This is a genomic window from Vibrio sp. 10N.261.52.A1, assembly GCF_002876325.1.
Lineage (GTDB): Bacteria > Pseudomonadota > Gammaproteobacteria > Enterobacterales > Vibrionaceae > Vibrio > Vibrio chagasii.
The window spans coordinates 1-26,214 of the sequence record NZ_MCYD01000567.1; the positions used below are offsets into that span (position 1 = coordinate 1).

23 protein-coding genes are annotated in these 26,214 nt (G+C 43.7%); 10 read left to right on the forward strand and 13 right to left on the reverse strand.

Annotated features, from left to right (window positions below):
• Both BCT81_RS08980 and BCT81_RS08985 read right to left on the reverse strand, forming a co-directional pair.
• Window positions 1–620 (reverse strand): VTT domain-containing protein (locus tag BCT81_RS08980; RefSeq protein WP_198596863.1); only part of this gene is annotated, 620 nt, incomplete at its 3' end.
• A 14-nt stretch (window positions 621–634) separates the two neighbouring features.
• Window positions 635–1,363: a glycosyltransferase gene (locus BCT81_RS08985; RefSeq protein ID WP_102423902.1), complete on the reverse strand. Its 729-nt coding sequence runs from the start codon at window positions 1,361–1,363 to the stop codon at window positions 635–637.
• A 369-nt stretch (window positions 1,364–1,732) separates the two neighbouring features.
• Between BCT81_RS08985 and rplY the strand changes: the two genes are divergently transcribed.
• Window positions 1,733–2,011, forward strand: a complete 279-nt coding sequence (rplY, locus tag BCT81_RS08990) for a 50S ribosomal protein L25 (RefSeq protein WP_102423903.1) — start codon at window positions 1,733–1,735, stop codon at window positions 2,009–2,011.
• A gap of 1,250 nt (window positions 2,012–3,261) precedes the next feature.
• Here rplY and BCT81_RS08995 read toward each other — a convergent pair.
• From BCT81_RS08995 to BCT81_RS09035, 9 genes are all read right to left on the reverse strand, one after another.
• Entirely contained in the window at window positions 3,262–3,816 is a 555-nt protein-coding gene (locus BCT81_RS08995; protein ID WP_102423904.1) for a hypothetical protein, read from the reverse strand.
• Window positions 3,817–3,965: 149 nt separating this feature from the next.
• Window positions 3,966–4,304, reverse strand: coding sequence for a hypothetical protein (locus tag BCT81_RS29725; RefSeq protein WP_102423905.1), 339 nt, complete (start codon window positions 4,302–4,304; stop codon window positions 3,966–3,968).
• 190 nt (window positions 4,305–4,494) lie between these two features.
• Complete coding sequence (locus BCT81_RS09005) at window positions 4,495–5,019, reverse strand: hypothetical protein (protein ID WP_102423906.1); 525 nt, start codon at window positions 5,017–5,019, stop codon at window positions 4,495–4,497.
• A gap of 613 nt (window positions 5,020–5,632) precedes the next feature.
• Window positions 5,633–6,664 (reverse strand): efflux RND transporter periplasmic adaptor subunit, encoded by a 1,032-nt coding sequence (locus tag BCT81_RS09010; protein ID WP_102423907.1) that lies wholly within the window; start codon window positions 6,662–6,664, stop codon window positions 5,633–5,635.
• Between the two features lies 1 nt (window position 6,665).
• The gene (locus BCT81_RS09015; RefSeq protein ID WP_102423908.1) at window positions 6,666–7,178 is read right to left on the reverse strand and encodes a magnesium transporter; all 513 of its coding nucleotides are present in this window, start codon (window positions 7,176–7,178) and stop codon (window positions 6,666–6,668) included.
• A 128-nt stretch (window positions 7,179–7,306) separates the two neighbouring features.
• A complete protein-coding gene (locus BCT81_RS09020) occupies window positions 7,307–8,791 on the reverse strand; it encodes a catalase (protein WP_102423909.1) in 1,485 nt (494 codons plus the stop codon).
• A gap of 43 nt (window positions 8,792–8,834) precedes the next feature.
• Window positions 8,835–10,022, reverse strand: a complete 1,188-nt coding sequence (locus BCT81_RS09025) for an anaerobic sulfatase maturase (protein ID WP_102423910.1) — start codon at window positions 10,020–10,022, stop codon at window positions 8,835–8,837.
• Between the two features lie 108 nt (window positions 10,023–10,130).
• Window positions 10,131–10,724: a response regulator transcription factor gene (locus BCT81_RS09030; protein WP_102423911.1), complete on the reverse strand. Its 594-nt coding sequence runs from the start codon at window positions 10,722–10,724 to the stop codon at window positions 10,131–10,133.
• Window positions 10,725–11,897: a GAF domain-containing sensor histidine kinase gene (locus BCT81_RS09035; RefSeq protein ID WP_198596864.1), complete on the reverse strand. Its 1,173-nt coding sequence runs from the start codon at window positions 11,895–11,897 to the stop codon at window positions 10,725–10,727. It abuts the gene before it with no gap.
• 169 nt (window positions 11,898–12,066) lie between these two features.
• Here BCT81_RS09035 and BCT81_RS09040 point away from each other — a divergent pair, with 169 nt between their 5' ends.
• From BCT81_RS09040 to BCT81_RS09080, 9 genes are all read left to right on the forward strand, one after another.
• Window positions 12,067–13,593 (forward strand): arylsulfatase, encoded by a 1,527-nt coding sequence (locus BCT81_RS09040; protein ID WP_102423913.1) that lies wholly within the window; start codon window positions 12,067–12,069, stop codon window positions 13,591–13,593.
• A 172-nt stretch (window positions 13,594–13,765) separates the two neighbouring features.
• Complete coding sequence (locus BCT81_RS09045; protein WP_198596865.1) at window positions 13,766–14,713, forward strand: MoxR family ATPase; 948 nt, start codon at window positions 13,766–13,768, stop codon at window positions 14,711–14,713.
• A gap of 15 nt (window positions 14,714–14,728) precedes the next feature.
• Entirely contained in the window at window positions 14,729–15,643 is a 915-nt protein-coding gene (locus tag BCT81_RS09050; protein WP_102423915.1) for a DUF58 domain-containing protein, read from the forward strand.
• 7 nt (window positions 15,644–15,650) lie between these two features.
• Window positions 15,651–16,127, forward strand: a complete 477-nt coding sequence (locus BCT81_RS09055; RefSeq protein WP_102423916.1) for a DUF4381 domain-containing protein — start codon at window positions 15,651–15,653, stop codon at window positions 16,125–16,127.
• Window positions 16,121–17,116, forward strand: coding sequence for a VWA domain-containing protein (locus BCT81_RS09060; protein WP_102423917.1), 996 nt, complete (start codon window positions 16,121–16,123; stop codon window positions 17,114–17,116). Before BCT81_RS09055 ends, BCT81_RS09060 begins: the two co-directional genes overlap by 7 nt.
• On the forward strand, window positions 17,109–18,692 hold the full coding sequence (locus tag BCT81_RS09065; protein WP_102423918.1) for a VWA domain-containing protein: 1,584 nt from the start codon (window positions 17,109–17,111) through the stop codon (window positions 18,690–18,692). The genes BCT81_RS09060 and BCT81_RS09065 overlap by 8 nt, the downstream gene beginning before the upstream one ends.
• The gene (locus tag BCT81_RS09070) at window positions 18,692–20,017 is read left to right on the forward strand and encodes a BatD family protein (protein ID WP_102423919.1); all 1,326 of its coding nucleotides are present in this window, start codon (window positions 18,692–18,694) and stop codon (window positions 20,015–20,017) included. Before BCT81_RS09065 ends, BCT81_RS09070 begins: the two co-directional genes overlap by 1 nt.
• Window positions 20,018–20,117: 100 nt before the next feature.
• Window positions 20,118–20,513: a hypothetical protein gene (locus tag BCT81_RS09075; RefSeq protein ID WP_102423920.1), complete on the forward strand. Its 396-nt coding sequence runs from the start codon at window positions 20,118–20,120 to the stop codon at window positions 20,511–20,513.
• 95 nt (window positions 20,514–20,608) lie between these two features.
• Window positions 20,609–22,300, forward strand: a complete 1,692-nt coding sequence (locus BCT81_RS09080; RefSeq protein ID WP_102423921.1) for an alkaline phosphatase family protein — start codon at window positions 20,609–20,611, stop codon at window positions 22,298–22,300.
• Window positions 22,301–22,701: 401 nt separating this feature from the next.
• On the opposite strand, the gene BCT81_RS09090 is transcribed toward BCT81_RS09080, so the two are convergent.
• The gene (locus BCT81_RS09090) at window positions 22,702–23,715 is read right to left on the reverse strand and encodes a substrate-binding domain-containing protein (protein ID WP_102423923.1); all 1,014 of its coding nucleotides are present in this window, start codon (window positions 23,713–23,715) and stop codon (window positions 22,702–22,704) included.
• A gap of 93 nt (window positions 23,716–23,808) precedes the next feature.
• The coding region (locus tag BCT81_RS09095) for a GH116 family glycosyl hydrolase (RefSeq protein WP_102423924.1) at window positions 23,809–26,214 on the reverse strand (2,406 nt) is incomplete at its 5' end.

The window sequence follows — 26,214 nt, forward strand, 5'->3', positions numbered from 1 at the left end:
TAACACAGCCAAGCCACTAAAAACGCGCTGGTTTTTAAGGTCAACTTACGCCATTTAAGTTTGTTGCCCACAACAACAAAAATGGTCACTGCAACTAAGCCAATCAGTAAGCTTTGGTGCTCGCTTAGGAAAACCTTAACCGCACCCAATAAAGGAAACTGTTCGACACCATGTGCCAACAACATACCCCAAGCAATGAATTGACCACCGCCAAGCAATAAGCCTATCGAAGACAACAGCGTAAAACTGTGCCACTTAACGCGATGAGAACCTGCAATAACAGGAACAACCCAAGCAATAGGACCCAAAAGGCGTGCCGCGACTATGATGAATGTGCCCTTTTTCACAATGAGATAACGACACCGTGCGATCACTCTTCTGGTTTTTGGTCGGAATTGAATAAGCTTCTTTTGGGCTGTTCTGCCCCACTTTAAGCCAATGAAGTAACTCAGTTGATCCCCAACGAAACCACCTAACATTACAAACACCAACGCCATCCATGCACCTGAATACAGTTGAAAGCCCGCAGCGATAAAAAACGGCTCTCCCGGTACAAATAGGTTTGGGCCAATGAGAGCATCACCTAATGCTCCCAGAAACAGCCCTAGTCCATCAAACATAACAACCTCAATGCTTACTGCTCTTTGTAGTGACCAAACTTGTAGTTCATTTCGTTGTTACGCATTTCGCCTTTAAAGAAGCGTCTTATATTGGCTTTAAGGTAAGTTGAACCCGTCTTCACAACACCATCTTGATCTAATCGACGAGGGTCAAAACCGAAGGTCATATTTAGGAATCTAAATCGCCATGTTTTGCTCGCACGTTTTACGTAATCACAGTCCTCACAAAGGACAATCTCTTCATCAAAACCGCCGCTCTCTTCATGCGCTCGTTTGGTTGAAAAAATACACGCGCCAATCGCTGTAGGGAAAAAGAACTGAGTCGCAAACAAGCCCGCATTAAACAGCCCATAACCGAATTTATGAACCAGTGGTAGCCCTTTTGAACTCATGTATACGCCAGCAACTTCAAGCTTGTTCTCTTCTAACTCATAAAGCGCCTTCGCAAGGAAGTTACGAGGCAGGCTTACGTCGGCATCCAAGAAAAGGATTCTGTTGTATTGCGCCAAAGCAGCCCCGGTGTTTCGACCAAGGCTAACACCGCGTTCTTGCATATGGTGGACTGTCAGTTTTGGCAATGCACTTTCATAGGCTTGTGCGACTTCTCGGGTGTTATCTTCACTGTTTGAGTCGACCACGATCACTTCGAACTCTTGATGGGTTTGCACGCTCAACTCTTCCATTAAGCGACTAATGCGTTTCTCTTCATTTAACGTAATAACGACAATACTTACCGGTTCCATGTTTTCACCTATTCATTCTGCTGATTAATTAACACTAAGGTTACCTAACCAAGCATTAACCAAGCCTTAGGCGAACATTCATTTTCCGTTCATTAACTTGATGATTTCGCGACGATATAAACAGGGCAAAAGAACAAGACAGAAGTGCAAAGAAAGCGATAAAATAGGGTTAGCGAGCGTTTTATCTACAAACGAGCCAAATATCGAAGGAAATTCACTTTGTGATAGGCTTCTTACTTGCTCATATTCAAATGTGATGTTAGTATCCGCGCTCGCTTAAGCATGAACTCGTTTCTGCCTAAGCATTACCACATACTCAAGGTCGCATTGAGGTGTGAAGTTAATTTTTACTAATTTGAGAGTAAAACTATGAAATTTGAAGCAGTAGTACGTACTGAACTAGGTAAAGGTGCGAGCCGCCGCCTACGTCACGCTGGTAAATTCCCAGCTGTAATCTACGGTGGTGAAGCAGCAGCTGTATCTATCGAACTTAATCACGACGAAGTGATCAACCAAATGGACAAGCCTGAGTTCTACGAAGCAATCACTCTAGTGGTTGACGGCGCTGAAGTTAAGGTTAAGCCACAAGACGTTCAACGTCACGCTTACAAGCCAAAAGTTGAGCACATGGACTTCATCCGCATCTAATTCCTTACCAAGGAATAAGATTGGATTAATCCAGCCTTCTGCATAGAAAAGATAATCGACCTTACCAATCGAGAAATCTAAAAATTCGAAACCCCGATGCTACCAACATCGGGGTTTCACCGTTTTTGAGCCCTCAAAAACGTCGTAAATCTCTCGCAATACACTGAAAACAATCAACTTTCCTCTTCCCCACTTTATCCCGCTCTTGCTTGGGTGGATTAAGGGTGGACGAAAGGTGGACTTATACAGTAGTTTTTCTAACAGTAAGACTAGACCGCTTTTTCGCTAGGTTCAACACACGAATCAAACAAAAAACAAAACCGACTAGCGTCTAGAATTACTTATATGGCTTTGTACGCACTTCTAAACGAATAGAGCAATCAAGAATAAGAACTACTCCTTTGGCATAACTAGCTAGCGCAGAGAGCCGCCTACTTACATTCATGTATATTGGATTGGGCTTTACCACCACGTAATACACTCCAGGCTAATCAAACAACACTAAGGGGCGATCAAGAAAACACTTCTAGCCTTTCGTTCATTCTTAACACCATCTTCCAGCCTAATCTTTCAACTCTCATTTAACGACATAACACGCCTGAACTAGCCATTAGCAAGTAAGCCTACTCATCCAGTATTAAGAACTTAAAAGGCCTATAGGCATTCACAGATCCGCACACCCACTTTTTAAAACATAATACTCGGCTTCGCTGGCCAAAAATCATGGATTCGGAATCCGAATAATCACTAGAACGTCTATGCAAACCAAAAACATTGAAGAATTTGGGTCCAAGAATTTGAGATGGTGGGGCTCTGGTCGCATCACAAGCATAAACTCCCGCCCCCCCCCCACCCTCATGCACTCTAGGTGACACTTTCAGTTCACCTAGAGTGCACGGATTTAAAGGGCTAACGAGAGATTTTATTGACAAAGTAATGTTGACACTTTTTTGGAAGAAATCTCAATCCAGATTCTAGTGCTAATTCTTAAAAATCAACGGCATTTTGAAGAAGAAAAAAACGAGTAACTCTACGATTTTCAATACAACTCGTATAATAAACTCGTAAAAGTGAGGTTGCCGAAGCAAAATTGTAACGGATATCCGAATTCGCGAATAAAAAGGAGTAATATTGAGATGGTTGCAGCTATAAAAAAGAAGCGGCCTGATTAGCCCACTTTCCTTATGCTCTTCTTTCTAGAATACTCGTAATGTCTTTTTTGAGTTCCTCTGAAAGGCGTTTTCCATATGTTACTTGACGCACTGAAAGCTTACTTTTTTTGCTACTCTTCTATCCTCACGAACCACTACATACAATGTACAAGTTTCATTGTCTCCCCAAACCTTGTCTTTAATATTAGGTCTAAAGTATTCGTCATCTATACTTCTAAAAGAAGAAAAGTTTAACGCATTGCCGATGCTACTATTGAAATGGAGAGGAATGGTAGTAATGCTATTCGCTTTAATAACCACTGGGTCTAGATTAGCCACTGGGTAAGTATTGCCCGTAACTTCGTATTGCGCATAGTACACAATCGCGTCTTTTCGAGAATCATTCTTTACCGCTATGACTATTTCTTTTCGTTTTCCATTTGCACTTAAGACCTCTATATCTAACTTTGGCGCTCTCAATTCTTGAATTATATCGAACGCGATTACTAGCAGAGGTAGAACTAAAGATAGAACCCCAAGTGAAAACAGTAGCGGTTGAACGATAGGGGACTTCAACTGATATGCATTACAATGCTTGTAGCGAAAAGCCGATTCCTTGATACTGTTTTTACATGCTATGCAAGTACTTTCCATGTCACTCCCTCTGTAAGATATAACGCCTTGTTAATTGGTGAGAAAACGCTGACCACAAAACTAAATATGACAACCTTAACCACAAAAGCCGACCATTACAAAAGTGCCGAGCGTTTTGGAATCCAGTTGAACAATTTGTTAGGTGATGACTACGATAGCAGGCAATAAAGTAGTGGGAACAAACTAGCGATCAATAAACTGTGCCCAACAGACGTACTCTCTAATTTTGTCACAATGGTTGATTTAGCAGACTCGTTTTCAATTAGCGAACTAGCAGAAACGCCAGCCATGTTACTAGGGTCACTATATCCGACCTTATGACCGGAAAACGACAAAAGTGAACCCAGAGCAAGAAGGATTAGCATTGAATAGAACGCATAATCGCTAGAAAATGATAGTTTCAAATAGCCCGTGAAATACTCGAAAGTAACCACAATTAGCAGTGCTAATAAATTTGATAGCACTATCAACCTTACGAATTTAAACATATTCCCCCTGATACCAAAAGAAAACTAACGCCCTGCTAAGTGGCTAGCAACGCAACCACGATACTTAAACTAACCACCGTAAGCACTGTACCAGACTAGAACTAAAATCGCCCAGCGTTGATAATCCGTCTTAAGCAGTTTGTTGAACGAAGCGAATTAACTTGATATGACAACACTATATGCATTTGTTTTAATTAACATTTTCTTTATGGTGTTTGTGATATCTACTTAAGAATTTCTCACTGGCTTGACTCTTAAATAAGTAGTAAGACATAGCTAATAGATAAACTAATATTAATGCAATAACGGTATTTACAATTACTTCATTGGTCGCGGTTACTCTAACTAAAAAAAGCAACAGCATAGAGACACTGTATCCCGCAATACTCTTCTTCGCCCATTTATCCTTGAAAATAAACTTTACAAAGTCAAACTCAGTAATAACTAAACTTGCTATAGATAATGCAACGAGCATTAAAGCTAATAGATTACCATTGAATGCAAAGACAACGATAAACGCTGGAGTATAACAAAATGCAATAATCTTCTTATCTAGCAACGCTCTAAAGCTTCTAAGTTCGTATCCACTAGGATCTTTTCGTGCATCAATCTCATCAGGTGTTGCATATGCGGAGCATCCGCAATTTGTGCATATGTCAGTACCTGCTTGGTTAACATTTGAACATTGGTTACAAACCCAATTGTACTTAATCATTATTCTCTCATTAAATAATTCAGGAAAACTGCGTATGATTGGATATATTCCCATAGTGCATAACAGCTATATTAGAAAAAATAATTCTGTCTAACATCTTTTCTGACGTAAACGATACATTTTTTTTACTATAACTAACAATGATTTATGTTCTAAAGTTCTGTCCATACATCACTAAATACAGATTTTTCTGTATAGCATGAATGGATCGGCAAAATATGTTCCAGCCTGATGCACGAATAAGTGTTAGACAATTTGCGAACAAGTTGTTGCCACAATAGTTCTCATGCTAGATTCATAAGTTCTAAACACACTTTGGGGCATTTTCGAGCTAGAAAAGTGCCACGTGTAAAAATTCAACCTGTGAAGGTTTTGGACAAAACTAAGTTATACGGGTCGCTAAATTGGCGCTTAACGCATTACTTAAAGTATAGCAAGACCTCTGATCTAGTGGCCAAATTTTCTTATCCACTAAACGTTTAACGGTGTATGTTAAGCACCCAATACAACGTAAAAGATGACTAGAGAATGTTACATGACTATTCAAGCTGCTAAGTTTAGCCAACCTACAACAGATTGGCTAAACTCCTTCATCTATTGAAGATTTATAATGTTAAAGTGCTGATAAATAAGCTTTGTAAGATTTAAGCCTAACAGTTGCTGCACCGATAATATCCATGAAACCAAGCATTGGATGAGGTTTTGTTGCTGAAACCCATCCTGAACCGGTAGCCCCAATTGGAATGTTGTATCCTTCAGGTTCATCAAACTCAATCACAATTGTTCGACCATGATTGTTCATATTATTCCCAACGTGTTGGCGCACATGTTGAGAACCATTCATGACAGAAACACGTGCTTCCCCCGTACCAGTGGTTAAACTATGTACACGGCCACGGAATACCTCACCAGGGTATGCATTCACATAAAACTCTGCGAATTGACCGACTTTGAGTCCGCGATAGGTTTGGTCGGCAATACGCATTTCTACAAATTTCTTATTCGTGTTGTATAAGTGCATGTTACCTACACGCGTACCATCAACAATGTTTGAGATTGAAAGTTGCCCATCAAAAGGAGCACGAACTTCTCTTCGCTCATTTTGCCATTCTGCTGTTGCAATCTGAGCCTCAATGCTCAAAATTTTCGCATTGGCTGATGCAATTTGAGCGTTAGTAGTGTCGATGCGTGTTCGTAGGTTATCTCGTTCTGATTCTTGTGAAAAGTCACCAAGTTGGGTTAAACGATCAAGGTTCTTTTCATCGTTAGCAATCTGATGGGTGAGTGCGAGTATTTCAGCTTTTGCCGCTTTCTTTTCTGCATCTAATCCTATCATTTGAGATTCAGTGTCAACCGAACGCAGGGTGTATATTAAATCGCCTTTTTTGACTACCTGATTGTGATTTACGAATACTTGTTCAACTTCTTGTCCAATTAATGGACTTAAAACGGCATGTGGTGCTTTCACTGTCGTACTATCGGTAAGGTCCGCAGGAGACCAAAATCGGTGTGCAGTAAACAAAGCAAACGCGAGCGTCAAACCTATCGCAACAATGATTGTAGCGTTACGCAGCGTCCATTTAACGACACCTAATTTAACTAAAATCCAGCAAACTAGAATATATGGAAGCATTATTTCTTTCATCTTATTGCTCCTTATTCGTAGAGATCACAGTACGACCATTTCGAATTATGGACGAAATCGCTTCGGCTAATACATCCCAACGCGCAAAAGCAATAATGATAGCTAAAACCCACCACGTTTTATCGATAAACAGACCACACAGTGAAAGAGCAAATACAATTTGTGTATGAGCACTCGACATTTTCGCGGACTTATGTACTGCAATTTCATGTAATTCCCAAAGCAGATAAAGGACATACACAATAATGGCGACGGTTACAAAAAATACAAATCCCATAAATACTTCAGAATCAAGCAACTTCAAAATAGTGGGATAACCATCAATAAAGTAGCTTTCAGGAAGTGTTTTTCCATGAATAGTACCAAGCTTAGATAAACCAATTGAACTACCAATTAATACCGCCAATATCACAATGGCTTTTATCAACCACATTGCGAACGCGATGATTTTATTTCCTTTATTTATTTCCTTATACTCATCCCTACTTTCGTTTATTTGTTCATGATTTGACATACGTTTATACCTTCATCGGCGCCTCATTTTTTGAGGCGCAGTAAATCTCTCTAAACCACAGTTTTTACAAATATTGTGGCTGAGCAAAACTAATGTTTAACTTTGGAGGAAAACTAAAAAAACACCCCTCAAACTTCCACAACGCTTTTATCTGTGACATTTTCTGCCTCCAGTTCATCCATATCAATACCAAGTAATTCTGCTAAACCTTGCGCGTAATTACGGTCGGCGAGAAGTGCATGTTGAACATGTTTCAGTTGCACTTTCCTAGAGGCAGAACCAATTGAACGTGCTGTGTTTTCAAATAACCTTCTCTGTTCACTGGACGTCATAATACGGAACAGGTTACCTGCTTGTGTGAAGTAGTCGGTGTCTTCACGATGATCCCAGTGATTCGCTGCGCCATCTAGCTCTAATTCAGGTTCAGCATATTCCGATTGCTGTGCCCACTCACCGTACTGGTTTGGCTCATAGCCTTTTGTTGAACCAAAATTGCCATCAACACGCATAGCCCCATCTCTATGATAACTGTGGACCGGACAACGTGGTGCATTCACTGGAATTTGATGATGATTAACGCCTAAGCGATAGCGCTGCGCATCGCCGTAAGCAAATAAGCGACCTTGTAGCATTCGGTCTGGAGAGAATCCAATTCCGGGTACGATAGCGGCAGGGTTAAACGCTGATTGCTCAACTTCCGCAAAGAAGTTTTCTGGGTTGCGGTTGAGCTCAAACTCCCCTACTTCAATCAACGGAAAACGCGCATGAGGCCATACTTTGGTTAGATCAAATGGGTTGAACTCAACATCGTTCGCTTCAGTCTCTGTCATCACCTGGATTTGCATCGTCCATTTCGGGAACACTCCATTTTCGATGCTATCGTAGAGATCACGTTGATGGCTTTCGCGGTCTTGCCCAATCAGTTTCTCTGCTTCTTGATCCGTCAGGTTCTTGATTCCCTGCTGTGTTTTGAAGTGGAACTTCACCCAAACACGTTCATTGTCTGAATTAATCATACTGAAGGTGTGGCTGCCGTAACCATTCATATGACGGTAAGTAGCAGGGAGGCCGCGATCGCTCATCACAATCGTCACTTGATGAAATGCTTCGGGAAGTGACGTCCAAAAATCCCAGTTGTTTTCTGCACTTCGAAGATTGGTTCGCGGATCGCGCTTTACCGCATGATTCAAGTCCGGAAACTTAAGTGGATCTCGTAAAAAGAATACAGGCGTGTTGTTACCCACTAAGTCCCAGTTCCCCTCTTCTGTATAGAACTTAAGTGCGAAACCACGAATATCACGTTCAGCGTCTGCGGCACCTCTCTCACCTGCAACCGTAGTAAACCGAGCAAACAGTTCGGTTGTTTTACCAACTTCAGAGAAGATTGCCGCCTTCGAGTACTTGGTAATATCGTTAGTCACTGTGAATTTTCCATAAGCCCCAGAACCTTTCGCATGCATTCGACGCTCAGGGATCACTTCGCGATCAAAATGTGCAAGCTTTTCCAAAAACCAGACATCTTGCAAAAGCATTGGACCACGTTTGCCCGCAGTCATTGAATTTTGGTTATGTGCAACAGGGCAACCTGCTGCTGTGGTGAGTTTGTTTTTCATTTACTTCGTTCCTTAATGATTGAAAATTATCGCCTACACAAAATTACGCTGTAATCCGCTTTACGAACATTGGATAAACTGCAGCTGGATGTCCTAACTTGATTGCCTCTAACATGGCGGCAAAGTATGGCATTGCGTGCACAAAGAATTTTTTATATCCAAAACATAGATGATTTAAACCCGGCTCAAGGTCTGCAGTAAAAGCAGTGCGCTCTTTTGGACAGCCGCCATTACACATCGGTCTGAAATCACACTCTCGGCACTGCTTAGGCAGTGACTTCCACTTGTTTAAACCAAATTCAACTTGCTTCGGAGAGGACGCTACAGTGCCTAAATCTACCGATTCGATATCGCCAACCTTATGATTTTCATAACTATAGTGATCACAAGAATAAATACTGCCATCATGCTCTAGCATCATTTGTTGACCACAAGTTTCCGAATGGAAACACATTTGACTTGGTTGACCAGCAAGAACACCGAGCGTGTTTTCGAAAAACTGAATGTGTACTTTTCCCACGTCTTCTTTTCGCCACTCATCGAATACATCACACAAAAAATGCCCCCACTGATGTGGAGTCAAAGACCAGTCTTTTTCCCCACGACGATCAAGTGAGTGCTCAACACAAGGCTGGAACTGAATGACGTTAGAGCCTAATTTTTTGAGTGTCTGATAAGTTTGCTTCCCAAGGTGCGCGTTGTCGTTATGCACAACGGTCAGGGTGTTGAACTGTACTTTATGTTTTTGCAGCAGGGCGAGACCACGTAATACTCGTGAGTAACTGCCATTCCCTTTTACATCAGGTCGACCTAAGTCATGATTAAGTTCGTCACCATCAATGCTCAATCCAATTAAGAAATTATTCTTTTTGAAGAATTTTGCCCATTTCTCATTGATCAACGTTCCATTACTTTGGAAAGTATTAGAGATCGTCATACCTGAACGAGCATATTTTTTTTGTAATGCTACCGCTTTTTCGTAAAATTCAAGACCGCGCAGCGCAGGCTCCCCACCTTGCCAACTGAAATCTACAAATTTGATGTGTTTTGGCTGAGCAGCGATGTATTGCTGCACGTATGTTTCCAGAAGAGCTTCTGACATCTGCATCGTTGCCCCTGGCTGATAACGCTCTTCTTTTCTCAAGTAGTAACAATAGTGACAATCTAAGTTACACTTTGAGCCAACAGGCTTAACCAAAAGGTGGAATGGGTGTGGTGATGTCATCGTCATATCTGCGCTCCTGTTGGATTTAGGATAATTATCCTTAGGTGGCCTAAATTAGGCCACTAGGACATTTCCTAACGAGAGGAGATATGAATTAGAGAGGCGTAAGGTAAGTTAAATGAACTTTCGGCTGTGAGCCCAGGCAATAAGCTCGGTCGCACTAGCAAGTTCAAGTTGTTCAATCATCTTATACTTGTGGTATTCGACCGTTTTAGAAGAGATATTGAGCTCCAAAGCTACTTTCTTCGCAGAAAAGCCTTGGGCTAATAATTTCAGAATATCAACTTGTCTGGCCGTCAAATCTGTCTTTTGCTCAATAATGCTTTTCAGCTCACCTGGTATATAGCGTTCTCCGGCGAGTACATTTGCCATCGTCGCTGCCAGCTCAAAACCGGCTTGATGTTTAAGTACATACCCGTCAGCACCATATTGGTAAGCAGCCTTAACTATCTCTGGTTCATCATGCATAGATAGGCAAACCAGTTTACTGTTTGGCGAAGTCCGCTTAAGCAGTGAAAGCGTCGTGTTTAGCTGCATACCTGGCATAGAAATATCGGTAATAATTAAGTCTGGTCGATGCAGCTTAACAAGCTGAAGTAACTCTGTGGCATCAACGCCAATCCCTACAACCTGATGGGTTAACTCCACCAAGCGGGCAATACCTTCACTGACTATCTGGTGATCATCTGCAATTACGACGGTTGCCATTTATGCCTCACTTGTCTTTATTGATAATTTAACGGTAGTTCCTGCTTTTGGATCATTGCGTTTAATGGCCAATTCACCACCAATCAGTTCTCCGCGTTCAATCATAGATTGAAGACCTAGCGAAGGTGATTGAGTGTATGTTTGATCTTGAGCAATTCCGATACCGTCATCTCGAATAGATAATTCTATCCAACCATTACTCAATTGCTGTAACTTGATTGTGACCGCAGAAGCATTCGCATGTTTCACGATATTCGACAACGCCTCTTGGATAATGCGGTAGACATGCAATGAAACATCATGATTAAAAGAGATGTTTTCATCAAGCTCAATCGCTAAGTATAACCGTGAGCGTTCAGCAATTTGTTCTGCATGAGATTGGATAGCAGCATTCAAGCCCACTCTTTCAATGACCACAGGATGCAAATGACGAGACAAATGTTGAACATCTTTTGTTATTGATGCGAGTTCATTGGCGCACTTCATTAGCGCAGGGCTTGTGGTTTCATCACAAATGCTGGACGCAAGGCTAAGCTCGATTCCCAAAGAAGCAAGACGTTGACTGAAATCATCATGCAAATCACGCGCAATGTTCTGTCGTTCTCTTTCTCGTTCACCAATGATACGTTTGTTTCTCTCTACTACGTCTTTGCGACTTTTTACCAGCTGCTCATAATGACGCACACGCTCTATACTGGATGCAATCATATTGCCCAGAACAGTCGCCGCGTTTATAAATTCTTCTGAATAACTGTCTACATCATTGAAATTTGCACAAGCCAATAAGCCCCATGGTTTCCCCATTGCACTTATGGGAACCAATATATGACGCAGTGGCTTTTCATCCTGTAAGCGGCTCGCGAGGTCAAGAAGTTCTGGCGAGTCGTCACTTGATACAACAACACCGGCTTGGATATGTCGACGATACTCTAAAATCAACGATGTAGGCAGCTCGGATTTGACTCTGGGAACGCCTTCTCCCGCAGCCTCATAAAATCGCCAGTCACGTATTCTGGTTTGTTCAATAGGCAAGCATGAAATACGGTCGACTTTTAACGCAATTCGACATTCATGTAGCACCTCCATGATGGTTTCTTCCATTTGCGCTGTCGGGGCATTTAATAGCCGGCTAGACATAGAAATCAATGCTGAAGTGATTGAATCAGAGAGCATTTTTAAATTCCTTTTCATTAACGAACGTCATTACCATAAACAGCAATTCCCCAAATGCCTAGTAGTTTTTTGAGTGTGTGGCTCAGCTTCAATTCGTTTAGGAATTCTCCTAGTTCAGTTAATTTCGGAAAGAAAACATACTGTGCTTGTCTTATTTCAGGAGCATCTTATGAAAACCCTTTCTAAAAGCTTACTAAAGAAAACCGTGCTAAGCACCGCTGCTTTAGCTACCGTTGCTGCGGCACCGGCGATGGCAAAAAACACCTCTGAAAAACCGAACATACTCGTCATCATGGCGGACGACATAGGTTGGTCAAACACCTCTGCCTACAACCTAGGTATGATGGGCTACAAAACGCCTAACATCGACCGTATTGCGAATGAAGGTATGCTTTTCACTGACCACTATGGTCAACCAAGCTCTACTGCTGGTCGCGCTGCTTTCTTAACCGGTCAGCTTCCTGTACGTACAGGTCTACTAAACGTTGGCCTACCTGGTTCTCCAGTTGGTATCCACCCAGACGATCCAACACTTGCCGAAGTTCTCAAAGAACAAGGTTACTTCAACGTTCAACTTGGTAAAAACCACCTTGGTGACCGTGAGCACATGATGCCTCACCGCCGCGGTTTTGACTTCTTCTACGGCAACCTTTACCACCTAAACGCTGAAGAAGAGCCAGAACATCCAGATTACCCACAGGATCCTGAGTTTTTCGAGCGCTTCGGTCCTCGTGGTATTGTAACGGGTACTGCCGATGGCCCTACTGAATCTGCTGGTCCTTTAACTAAGAAGCGAATGGAAACTATTGACCGTGAACTAACAGACATGGCTCTAGATTACCTAGACGATTTCTCGAAGACAGATGACCCATTCTTCATGTGGTATAACCCATCTCGCATGCACGTTTGGACTCACCTAAGCGAAGAATGGCAAGGTAAAACTGGCTATGGTTTATACGCAGATGGTATGGCTGAACTTGACCACTACGTTGGTGAAATTCTAGATAAGCTAGAAGAAACGGGACAACGTGATAACACAGTTATCATCTTTACTACCGACAACGGTGCAGAGAAAATGTCTTGGCCAGATGGTGGTAACACGCCATTCAAAGGTGAGAAAGGTCTAACGTCCGAAGGTGGTGTACGTGTGCCATTTATGGTTAGCTGGCCTGGTCACATTCCAGAAGGTTCTCGTAACAACGGTATCCAGTCTCACGAAGACTTGTTCACGACTCTAGCAACCATTGCTGGTGTTAAAGATGTTCAAGAGTCATTTAAGAAAAAACATGATGTTTACATTGATGGCTACGACCATACTAACGCGTGGTTCAACAACGAAGACACTGAACGTAACGAGATTTTCTACTTTGCTGAAACCGGCAACCTAGAAGCGGTGCGAGTGGGTAAGATCAAAGCAACATTTATCCACCCAACAGAAGAGAGCTGGTTTGCTCCACGTCTAGCCTCGACTTGGCCAGAACTGGTTGACCTACGTGCAGACCCATATGAAGAAGCGCCAGAACACTCAGGTCTATACCTACGTTGGTATGCAGAACGTATGTTCCATTTCGTTCCAATCCAAGTTGAAGTGGCAGGCCTACTACAGACGTTTAATGAATTCCCACTGCGTCAGGAGCCAACTGCATTCAACCTAGACCGTGTACTGTCTACGCTACCATACCGTGAAGCCAAGTAATTAACTTCACCAATCATGAAAAACTCAAAAGGTGTGCATTGCACACCTTTTCTTTATTCCACGTATCTAAACTCAATTCTGTTTAGTAATAGTCCTAGTTATCAAGTTCGCTACGTTTTCATATCCTACCTTCAAATCATTGGTAGTAACCAGCAACGATATGGGCAATATAATGCAAGATTTTATCGAACTTCAGAAACAGATAAACAAACAAGTACTAGGGCAAGAAAAATCTGTAGAGCAACTAATTATTGCCCTACTCGCGAATGGCCATGTTCTCTTGCAGGGTCTGCCAGGACTAGCAAAAACTCGCAGTGTTACCGTTTTGGCCAAGCAACTGGATTCACAGATCCATCGGATTCAATTCACGCCGGATATGCTTCCTGCTGACATCACGGGGAGCGAAGTCTATGAAAGCAACACACAATCACTGACATTCAAAAAAGGCCCAGTATTTACTAATCTGTTGCTGGCCGATGAAATCAACCGTGCTCCGGCTAAAGTGCAATCAGCACTGCTTGAAGCAATGGCAGAGAAACAAGTTTCTGTCGCAGGGGAAACACACAAATTACCAGAACTGTTCATGGTGCTCGCGACACAAAACCCGGTTGAACAAGAAGGTACCTATCCACTTCCTGAAGCACAGATGGATCGTTTCTTAATGCAGATCCTAATTGATTATCCAAGCAAAGACGCTGAGAAAAAGATGCTCAAACTCTTGCGTATTGAGAACCAAAAGTCCGACGATAGCAAACAACTCATGACCATAGAAAAAGTGTTAGAGGCACGTCTTCAGATTGACAAGATTCATGTCGCGGAACATGTAGACCAGTACATTGTCGATCTTATCGATACGACTCGCTACCCTGATAAATGTGATGAACAGCTTAGTCAGTGGATTGAGTTAGGGGCTAGCCCTCGTGCCACCATCGCATTAGACAAATGTTCACGTGCTCACGCATGGTTAAACGGCCAAGATTACGTGACACCAGACAACGTAAGAGCGGTAGCTCATTCAGTACTTCGCCACCGTCTAGTTTTGAGTTTTTCGTCTCAAAATCAAGGGGTAGATACTGAACAAGTCATCGATAAACTTCTGAATAGCGTTGCATTTTCTTAATTGTGGGGAGGCTTTATGACCGTCGACCTTCGTATCTATCCAACTTCCGAAAGGCTTGCTGAGCTGACGTTACTAGGTCGTAAGATCTCGTGGCAACCGCCTTATCAAAAGTTGACTCCTCTCACTGGTAAGCATCGCAGTCAACAACGTGGCAGAGGGTTGGATTTTGTCGAACTCCGTCACTACTACGCGGGTGATGATGTTCGTTGTATTGACTGGAAAGTAACGCAACGAACAGGTCAACCTTATTTACGAGTTTACGCAGAAGAAAACGATAAGAACATCGCTCTGCTCATCGATCTTAGAACTCGTATGTTTTTTGCGTCCGATGGCCATATGAAGTCTGTCATTGCTTGTGAAGCTGCCGCAATTGCCGCGGGCACAGCTTGTCATCATGGCGATCGCGTAGGCGCAGTCATTCTCACCGATAGTGAAATAGTCACGTTACCATTTCGACGTGGCGAAAAGGCGCTCATGGCTCTTTTATCTGCAATCATTGAGCAATCAAACAAACTCCCAAATTGGATAGTGTCTAAAAAAGCACCCAATTTAGAGGGCGCATTAAAGCACTTAGTCGATCTTGGATTAAAAGAGAGCCAGTGTTTTATTTTTAGTGACTTCAGCGACTACGACCAACAAAATTCTAGCGTGATGATCGACAACTTAGCTAGTCAAAATAATCTAGTGGGTATCCGAATTACCGATCCGCTCGAAGAACAATTTCCTAATCAGAATCTAGTCATAGGTAATGATAGCTATCAAGTCGAACTGAAGAAGAGTGATCAATCCACCAGAGAGCGTTATGAACACTACGTCCAAGAGCAAAAACAATCTCTTTCTGAGCACTTTATGCGTCATCGCTTGGCATTACTTGATATGTCCACGCAACACGATGCTTGGACACAATTACTTTCACTGACCAAACAATAGGCATTTTATGGGCAATTCTACTCAAGGCCAAATTGTCGAATTTGGTAGTCATCTAGTAAAACGAGCTGAATGGATTGATCCACCTGCCGCAATATCTTGGCTCCCACAAACACTCGCGTGGCAGTTGATTGGATTAGCCCTTTTCTCTGCGTTCATTCTTTTCTGGGGGCATCGCTACCACCAGTACCTCAAGCGTTCTTATTTGCGCCAAGCATGGGCACTGTTTCAACATTATCACGCCAATAATCAACTCGCTGCGATTGCTGACTTAATAAAGCGTCTAGCGAATCAGCATTGGCCAAACGAATCTGTAGGTTTAATGGATAGCCAACACTTTGCTGACTTCATTGCAAACAACAGTCATGGTCGTCTCACCGCAGATCAAATCATGGACCTAATGAGCACCAGTTATCACCCCTCTCCTACACTCGATCCTGCCACGCAGAAGGCCATATACCAGTGGTTTAAGGAGTTAACATGTTAACCTTTACTTATCCTTGGCTAGGGCTACTGGTCTTACTTCCAATTGTGATGTTTTTCAGCCCAAAGCACTTCACTCGCCATAGTGCGCTGCGCTTTAGTCACTTTGAGCGTTTAATTGAAGTCACCGATTCTAAACCAACCACTGGGGCAGTCGTCATTTCACCGATTTGGTGGCAACGGATTCTTATTACAGTCACCTACCTAAGCCTAGTTATCGCTGCGACAAAACCCGTTTGGCTGGGTGAGCCCGTTTCAATAGAAAAAAGCGGTCGTGAAATGATGGTTGCTGTCGATCTGTCTGGCTCAATGGAGGCTCGTGATTTTGTCGATGCAGACGGTATCAACGTTCGCCGCGTAGACGGCGTAAAGCTGCTCCTGAACGAATTCTTGTCACAACGTGAAGGCGACAGAATCGGCCTTATTGCCTTTGGCGACGATGCCTATTTGCAAGCCCCATTTACTGATGACTTCGCTATTATTGCTCAGCTACTCAATGAAATGGACGTACGAATGGCAGGCGCGGGAACCGCCCTCGGTGATGCGATTGGTGTGGCCGTTAATCACTTCGAACATTCAGACAGTACCAACAAAGTTTTGATCCTCATGACGGACGGGCGTGATACCACCAGCAATTACCCTCCCATTGACGCCGCTCATTTTGCGGGTGAAAACGACATTACTATCTACCCCATTGCCATTGGCGACGCAACGAACGTTGGCGAGGATAGCATCGACTTAGAAATGTTAGAGCGTATTGCCAGTTACACGGGCGGTCAGGTATTTGAAGCACTCAATGGGCAAGATTTAGTTCAAGTGTATAAAGCACTGAACGAGCTCGAAGAAACCCTTTTTGATAGCTACACCATTCGACCAAAAGTCGAACTCTATTACTGGCCACTTATTGTCAGTTTATTCCTCAACCTACTGACATTAGTTGTTGCTGCACTTCGCGGGCAAAGTAATACGAATAAAGGAGACAAAAATGGCTGAATTTCATTTCATTCGCCCATGGCTACTGTTACTTACCATTCCTTTAGGCATTTTGGTCTATATCCTAAAGAAAGCAGAAAACAGCAGCGAACAACTTCCTATTGCAGCGCACTTGCTGCCCTTCCTCAATACCGGTGAAAGCCAATCACGTTGGTTCTCACCCAAACACATGCTGCCTCTGTTTCTTGGTCTCATTATTCTCATTGTGTCTGGCCCAACATGGCAACCAGAGCCCGATAGCCATGCAAAAAATCAATCACCTATTCTATTTGTGGTGGATCTCTCTCGTTCGATGGGTGAATCGGATATTGCACCCAATCGCCTTGAAAACGCCAAGCTTAAATTGGCAGATCTGTTAACACACAAAGCAGACGGTATCATTGGTGCGTACGTTTATGCGGGCAGTGCTCATATGCTGATTCCACCGACGGAAGACCGCGACGTGCTCGATCTATACCTGTCCTCTTTATCGACAAACCTGGTACCTAGACAGGGTAAAAACCTATCTGCGGTTTTTGAACAAATGCGCCAACAAAGTACCGAGAATGCGATTCCAGCCAGTATCATCGTCGTGACAGACAGCCTTGATAACAGTGCGGTTCAAGCGATCGAAACTTACCACCGTGATTACCATGATCAAATGATCGTTTGGAAGTTTGGCTATAACGAAACCGTTGACTCGCCAAGCGGTGTTCGCTTGGTACAAAACACACCCGACAACAGCGACGTGCAAAGCATTATCCGCTGGATCGACAACTTCAGCTACTTCGATCCCTTGGACGAAGACATTCAATGGCAAGAAGCTGGGTTCTATCTTGTTTTCCCAGCGCTTTTGTTCAGCTTGCTATGGTTTCGCAGAGGATGGAGCATCCGTTGGGTTCCTAGCGTATTGGTAAGCATTGTTGCACTCAGTGCCTTTCAACCAAGCCCTGCTTTAGCAAAGGCGTCGACTGATCTCGCTACGTGTGATTCACTGTCAATGAGGCTCTTCCTAACGCCAGACCAGCAAGGACAATGGTTTTATAATCAAGGCAATTATGCATGCGCTGCACAAGCCTTCATCGATCCTGATTGGAAAATTGAATCCCTCATGCGCAATCAGCAGTGGGAATGGGCGCTGACTATGCTCAACAATCAGCCAGACTCTATCGAAAAGCGCTTCAAGGTGGCTCTGAGCTATTTGCATATCGACCGCTTTCGTTCATCAGAGCGCTGGTTCGAACAAGTCTTAGAATTAGACCCAGATCACCCACAAGCTCTGCACAATCTCGCTTTGCTGCAAGAGATCTTTGACCTCATGGCCGATCGCGCACAAGGACAAGGCACAGCAGGAGAAGACATGACGGCTGATGTTATTGCTACACTCGAAGAAGACATGGGCATTGAAGAGCCAGAAGACAAAATCGAAGTCATCAACAGTGCAGACTTAATGGCGGAAGAGCACTTAACAAAAATTTGGTTGGAACAAGTGAAGTCAAATCCCGAAGTCTTCCTTCGCAATAAGTTTTCCATTCAGCTACAACAAATGGCCGAACCAACATTGGGCAACGGCACTACTCAGCAGGAGATGAAGTAATGGCCACATTTTATCGCAATAAACGCTTCATCGCTCATAAAGGGTATGTGATTGCAAGTGCCCTATCACTCATGGCCCTAACCGCAAGTGTCAGTGTTCAAGCCTCCATCACCACAGATGAGCCACTGCCTTTTGCCTCTTCGCAGCAAGCCAGTGCGCTAAACAAACACTATCAAGCACGTTGGGCTTTAGGCAGTGACACCTTGACGGAAAGACAACGCCACACCGTCTTTCTAGAACTGGTGAGTGACACCGCGATTACTGATGTCATTAACGTTGACACTATTTCAGCCAAAGACTTGTTTTTTGAGCAAACCACCACGTTTTGGCAGTACACCAGACCCACAGAGAATGGAAAACGTGTTGAAAAAGCAGCATTAAAGTTAGAGCTTTTTCCCGCTAAATCTGGCGAGTTTACCTTACCCAGTGTCAATATCACTCTTGGCCGCGGTGACAAGGTGATAAATATTCCCACACAACCATTAAAGGTGACGGTTAACGCGCTTCCCGATGCCGCCAAAGGTAAAATTGCCTCCCCTAACGTCACCGTGAACCAATCTGTCAGTGACGTCGAGATCACCGAAGGCGGTGCAGTGACCCGTTCTGTCTCTCTGACTGTGGCGGATCTTCCTGGGCAATACATTTCGGAACTGCCCTTTATCAACCAGATTGAAGGGGTAGAAATTCGCACTGGCAATAGCCGCACGTCTACCCAATCATTCCGGGCGGACATGGCCGGTACGCGCAGCACTGACGTACACTATCGATTCATCCACAAAGGGCAATATACGTTGCCAGAAATGGCATTTCAGTGGTGGAACACAGAGAAAAATCGAGTGGAAGAAGTGTCCGTGCCCGCCATTTCGGTGATAGTCAGCCCAGCACCGCCTTTGCCTTGGGGTCAGCGCATTGAGCAATGGAGTTCAAATATAAAGCTGTGGCTGGTAGAACAACGTAAAAACCTCTTTATAGGCTTGTTACTTATGGCTGGCTTGTGGCGTTTGCGTTTTCAGTTTTATCACTTATGGAAAGCGTTAAAAGTGCGGAGCAACACTGCCATTCACTCTTCTGCTGTTAAACGTTTAATAACCATTTTTTGGGTCGCTATTGGTACAAAGAAACGTTCTCGCCAAGCATTCTATCATTGGCTGGATTATCGTGGCATCCATGATCTAAACCATTACCCGACACTGAAAGGTGGTGTCCATACCAACAAACAAGATCACTGGCATTTAAAACGCAGCATGGTTGTATGGGCGTTAACAAAAGAAGTAAGACAAGAATGGCTAGCGAAGTACCAATTAAAGCCGATCAATCCTGCGTAAATTCGTAAAACTCGGACTAGGGAAAGTCCTAGTTAATCTCTGTCGAAGATCCATGTAATGTTCCAGTTACTTGAACAGTCAGCCACAGAGGGTTGTTAATATGAAATTTAGCAAAATCCTATTTTTGTTTACCGCATTAACTTGTACGAATGCACTTGCAAAAGATACCGCTACGTCAGAAACAAAAGAAAAGCGGCCAAACAAACCTATCGTTATTACTGGCGATGAGATTCAACCACTCTCAGATACTCACTGGCGAATTAAAGTCTCGCACGCTGAAGCCGTCAAAGTTCGTTGCGTCGCGTTCGATAAAAAGGAACAAGCCGTTGCAATCGATTCTATCGCCGTGATTCCGCCTTTCTCTGTGTCTGATATGTATACACGAGAAGATGATGGCAAAATCGAGGAAGTAAAATGTTGGATCACCAGTACCCGAACAGAAGATCTCGCTAAAGATTACATTCGTCATGATACGAGTTCTCACGAAAGCTCTTAGTGATCAACGACGATTGCTGCGGGCTGCGACGAATCTGAACCTGAGTAGAAAAGCTCGTTTTGAAGCGTAACCATTTCAAAAACTGGATCAACAATATGAAGAACCTTGCCGTTAATACACTAGCACTCAGTCTGTTGCTTTCTTCAAGTGCTGTCATCGCAAACGAAACCCAACCAAAACTGATTCTACAGATTACTGTAGACGCACTGCGTGGTGACTTACCCAATCGGTTTAAACACAATTTTGGTGAAGGTGGTTTTAGGTTGCTGTTAGATGAGGGCGTGCACTATACCAATGCACACTACCAACATGCTAACACAGAAACGATAGTCGGACACGCAGCCCTTGCTACAGGTGCACCTCCCGCAGTAAACGGCATGATCGGCAATGTTTGGTACGACCGCACGCAACAACGTGTGGTGTACAATATCGAGGATGCTAACTATAACTTGCTGGCAAGCGGTGCTGATATCGATCAATCAACAGAGATTGATTCTACTCAACGCGCAGCACAAGGTGATGGTCGCTCACCGCTAAATATCCACACTTCTACAATTGGAGACGAAATTGTTAAAGCCTATCATGGTAAGTCTCGCGCCTTTTCTATCTCTTTTAAAGACAGAGGGGCTGTGTCTTTAGGCGGTGAATTAGGTAAAGCTTTTTGGTTTTCGAAATCTGCCAACGCATTTGTCACTAGCGATTACTACTACGACAGCAACCCTCCTTGGGTAGACGAATGGAATGCTAAAGACTTTACTAAGCAATACAGCAACAAGCGCTGGGCGCTAACCCTACCCCAAGAGAAGTATCTATTTTCTGATGATGGTGATGTCGAATATAAAATTGACTTAGCCAATTTTAGTCGTAGCTTCCCTCACCCTTATGGTCCTGCTAGCTACCCATACTTCACTACACTATTGAGCTTAAGCCCAGCAGGCGATGAGATCGTTGCAGATTTTGCCAAATCTGTCATTGACTCAGAAAGTTTAGGTCAAGGTGAATACCCCGATTACCTTTCGGTTAGTTTCTCAGCGACTGATTATGTCATCCATATGTATGGCCCTTCTAGTATCGAGGCAGAAGACAACCTGATACGTCTTGACCGCACATTAGAGGATCTATTCGCTCATGTGGACAAAACGGTTGGGCTTGATAACACACTTATCGTGCTGTCAGCGGATCACGGAGCCCCTGACGTCCCTGGCTATGTGAATGCGTTAGGTGGCAATAAAGCTGACTATTTTGGCATTGAAAAAATGAAACAGTCAGGCGTTTTTGAAGTGGTAGAGAAGCGTTTTGGATTAGGTGAGGATGTTGTTCGCCAATATGCAGACCCCTATCTATACCTGAACCATGAACTGATTGAATCAAAAGGCTATAAAGTGTCAGAGGTTCAGACTGTTATCGCCCGCGCATTAGAAAACATCGATGGTATTAGTCAAACAATTACAGCGACAGACATAATGAAAGGTCAACTTTCAGATACGCGCATTAATCGACTAGTGGCGAACAACCATCACCCCACTCGCTCTGGAGATATCTATGTGGTTTACAACCCAAATGTGTACATCAACAACTTTGATGGTTTGAAAGTAGCCTCAGTTCACGGGTCTCCATGGCGTTATGATACTTTCGTTCCTATCTTTTTTGCAGGAATGGATATCAAGGGTGCTAAAGTTCACCGGGAAGTCACCCCTTATGATATAGCACCAACTATCTCTCAATTTATGGAAATCAACTTTCCATCAGGTTCGACAGGAAGCGTACTCACAGAGGTAGTTCCTTAACCTCTCAGTTTTAGTTATGAGATACGTAGCGGATAAGAAAGTCTGGCCACATAGTGAGAGTTTTGTCATAAGAATAAGTGATTCAAATACTAAGCTGAACGCTAGAAAACAAAGTTGGTCACTTTCTAAGTATAATGAATGAGCAGACTTGACCACATGACTAGAGATTTGTCTTTAGAAAAAATAAGTCCAATCGTACAACTTAAAGTTAGGTTCAATCTTGCTCTGGCACCCTTTGGGACAGAAATGTATTTGCTTACCTGCCCCATATTGAACAATGTGAACGCGCAAATATAGGCAGTGAAATCGATAGCTTTACTCAGCGGCATTCCTGCACCATGGTTCGCATTGACATCAATACGAATCATCACGGGCGTACCACCTTGATGCTTGTCTTGAAATTAACGGTACAGGGACTTGGTCGACTCTCTGACGATTAAATCAATCGGTGGTAGTCGCGCTTCATGTCTTTCACCTGAAAGTAAGTTCAAAATAGACTGAGCACACACCTCACCAATCTCTTCAATTGGCTGTCTCAAAGTCGTCAATGCTGGCGTGAAATACTTCGACGTTGGCAAGTCATCAAAGCCAATCACAGAAACATCTTCTGGCACTTTATAACCGTGATCGTGTAGCGCCTTAATCGCCCCGTAAGCGGTTTGGTCATTGGCTGCGAACAGAGCGGAAAAGTGAACCTTAGATTCAATCAATTCAACGGTTTTCTCATAGCCAGACTCGCTACTGAAATCGCCCTGTTTGACGAGTTTTGGCATCACTTTAATGCCCGCCTCTTGAAGGGCTTTCTTGTAACCTTCAAAGCGACTTCCCGCATCCGGTTGGCTTGAAAGCCCTTTGATATGAGCAATATTCACATGCCCCTGTTGGAGCAAGTGGAGGGTTGCCATGTAACCACCCAACACATTATCAATGTTAATTGAGCGAACATTATCTGCAACCATGTCATAGCCCACCGCAACCACCGGAATGTCTTGCGCATACTTCGCGATGTCTTCTTTGGTAATGCTGCCTGTCACGATGATCATGCCATCGACATTGCTCTTAGCCAGATACTCTAAAGCGTGTATCTCGAGCTTTTTTTGCCAATGTCCGGTTGCTATCACTAACGAATAGCCTTGAGCTATCAGGGTTTTCTCCATGTCGTTGAGGATACGACTGGTATAAGGACTATCAGGGTGTTGCACCAATACGCCTATCGTTAATGAACGGCGATTGATGTTCTCCTGCATCTGAAAATTGGGCTTGTAGCCGGTGTCTTTGATCGCCTGCTCGATGTTCTGGCTTTTATCATCCGACACATAGGTTGTTCGATTAAGAAAACGAGAAACCGTGCTCGGCGAAACGCCAGCTAGCCTCGCTAAATCGTATACGGTGGTTTTTTTAGTTTTAGTGCGCATCTCGATACCCTAATCCAGTGACATTTGGGGAGCCCTAGAGCTCCCCATCAGTTTCAACTCAACATTACTCAAGTTGAAACTCATACTATTTAATTAATATAAGTAGGCGAAAATCATCCCCGGTCGGAAGTAGCGACCTGCGGTGTATTTCAACCCAGTGCTCAATAACCATTTATGAAGAACCATAGCTTGCTCCGCTGAGATTTCGCCTTTCAGTATACTAACAAATTTATCACTGTCTTTAGTCAGCTCAGGATTAACTCGACCGTCAGACAGAACACAGTTTTGCAATTTAAGTGCATTAATCCACTTTTTCGCATCACTTTGTGACAATTTAAAAGAATCTGAAAGATCTTTCTCATCAAATGAGACAGAACAGTTGAACCCTTCTGGTGCGGCAAATGGAATTTTTGAATAGTCATACAGCGCGGTATACACAGTATCCATCAATGTTTCCGCTTGCTGCGACTTACCCGCTAAACTCAACGCTGTCGCGACACTAAACTGCACGCCGATCCACACGTCTTGCGCCTGAAAAGCCTCATGTGGTGAACCATCGGCGAGCGTCATGTTCGCTACCCCAAGTTTAGGGCTGTTAATCTCGAAGTTATGTTTATAAACATAGTCCAATGCACGCTGAATGCGCTGTTGTGGGAAAATACCCTCTAGGCCAATCAGTTTGAGATAGCTATCGGCAAGCAATGCATCACCAAAGCTATTGTCTGAATCGGGTACCAAATCTAGATATTCTTGTGTGAAAGCTTGAGGTGCCGTTTCACTCAACAAACGTTTCTTGGAAACACGTTGAGCTACCTTACCGATGTTTATTGAAGTATCGGCTTGGTTTAGATAGTCGTTAAGCATATTCTTATCGGCAATCGCATCACCCGTTAAAGTCAGCCCGAGAGTTTCCAGAGCTTGATAGCCTTCGCCCGTTAGATGCTTGGCTTGGACTGGCGTCACGAAGAAGTGGTAATAACCCTCTTTCTCATCCCACAAGCTCTGCTCAACTGTTGCTAATGCCTTTTTCGAACGTGTTAGGTAACCCGCACTTAGATCGTGTTCGCCCATCAATTGTGCCAACTCACTCGCGGCTTGAAGGCCGGCAACCCAAAGGCTCGCACAGTAAATAGAGATACCGTGAGACGCAAGGTTATCGAAGGTGTCGTCTGTACCTCGGGTTAGCGGTACATCGTCACCTTTAGCAATCAAGTTCGATAAGAAATCGATACTCTCAGTCACAGCCTGCCAGCACTCTTTAACCACAGACATATCTTGTGTGTTTTGGTAGTGACGGTACACCATCAGAATGTATTTCGGTGCTAAGTCCTTCCATTCCTTAACATTATGCCAGCTATACGCATCAGGCTGGATGTCGAACGGGCTACCCAAATCGTGGATGACTGCACCTCGAATAGCACGCACACCTTGGTACTTTTCATCAATCAATTCAGCATTCGGTGTCGCTTCATATTCCCAGTAGCGGCGCTGAGTAAAGTCTTCAGCCAAAATCGCTTTTGAGAAATCTTTCATCACGCAGCCATCAAGCTCCGGCAACAAGTAAAGCAGTGAAAACGAGCCGTAGAAATACACATCCAGAGAGTTAAAGAATGGGTAATCAACACACTCTTTCACTAGGAACTTATCTTCTTTATCCCATACCGTTGATTCTGCAAGGAAAGACAATGAGTTCATAGCCATCGTCGCATAGCGAAGTGCCGATTCAGGCTGTGATATTTTGCTTTGAGCTTGCTCTAGGAAAGCGGTCTGTTGCTCAACGATCTGCTGCTCAATGCTCTCAAGCTTTGGTAGAACGTCCTCTAACATCGGTAAGGCAGGCTTTGCTTGTGGGTAGAATTGCGTGTAAGCCTTGTCTGAGTGCCAGCCATTGAGCATAACTTTGCTGTGTGCCATCACCTGTGCGAAACGCAGGTCAACGGATTCGCCCGGCTCCAACTCAACCTGAACCACAACCAGTGCGCTCAACGCTTCACGCCCTGTGTAAATTCCTGTTTGGAATTCTGTATTAGTACGGCCTGTTTTCAGTGCGAACTCGGTTTGCTGAGCCACTTTCGAAGTATAAAGCGTTGGCTTAACAGACACCGATACCTTGCCAGATTTAGTCAAACGGTTTTCGGCTTGAACACCAAACACCACCTCACCCTCAATGTCACTTTGATAAGGGGACTGACTAGTGAGCTGAACACCAGTAAAACTGTGGCTTTCATCATTGACCTCCACCGCTTTATGCTGCTGAGCAATCGGGTTTTGAGATAAGGTACACGCCGAATCTTGAATCCCATCACGACCTTTTCGGTAGGTTGAACCAATCAAGTTTTGCAGAGGTTGGGCAAGCGTAATCACGCGTGTTTGCTGTGATTCATTGGTAATCTGGAAGTGGTTCCAGTGCATCGGCATAGAACAGAGGCGCTTATCCTCTTTAACGATCGGCGAGACTACCTTTCGCTTTATATTAATACCATCAAAACTATTATATTT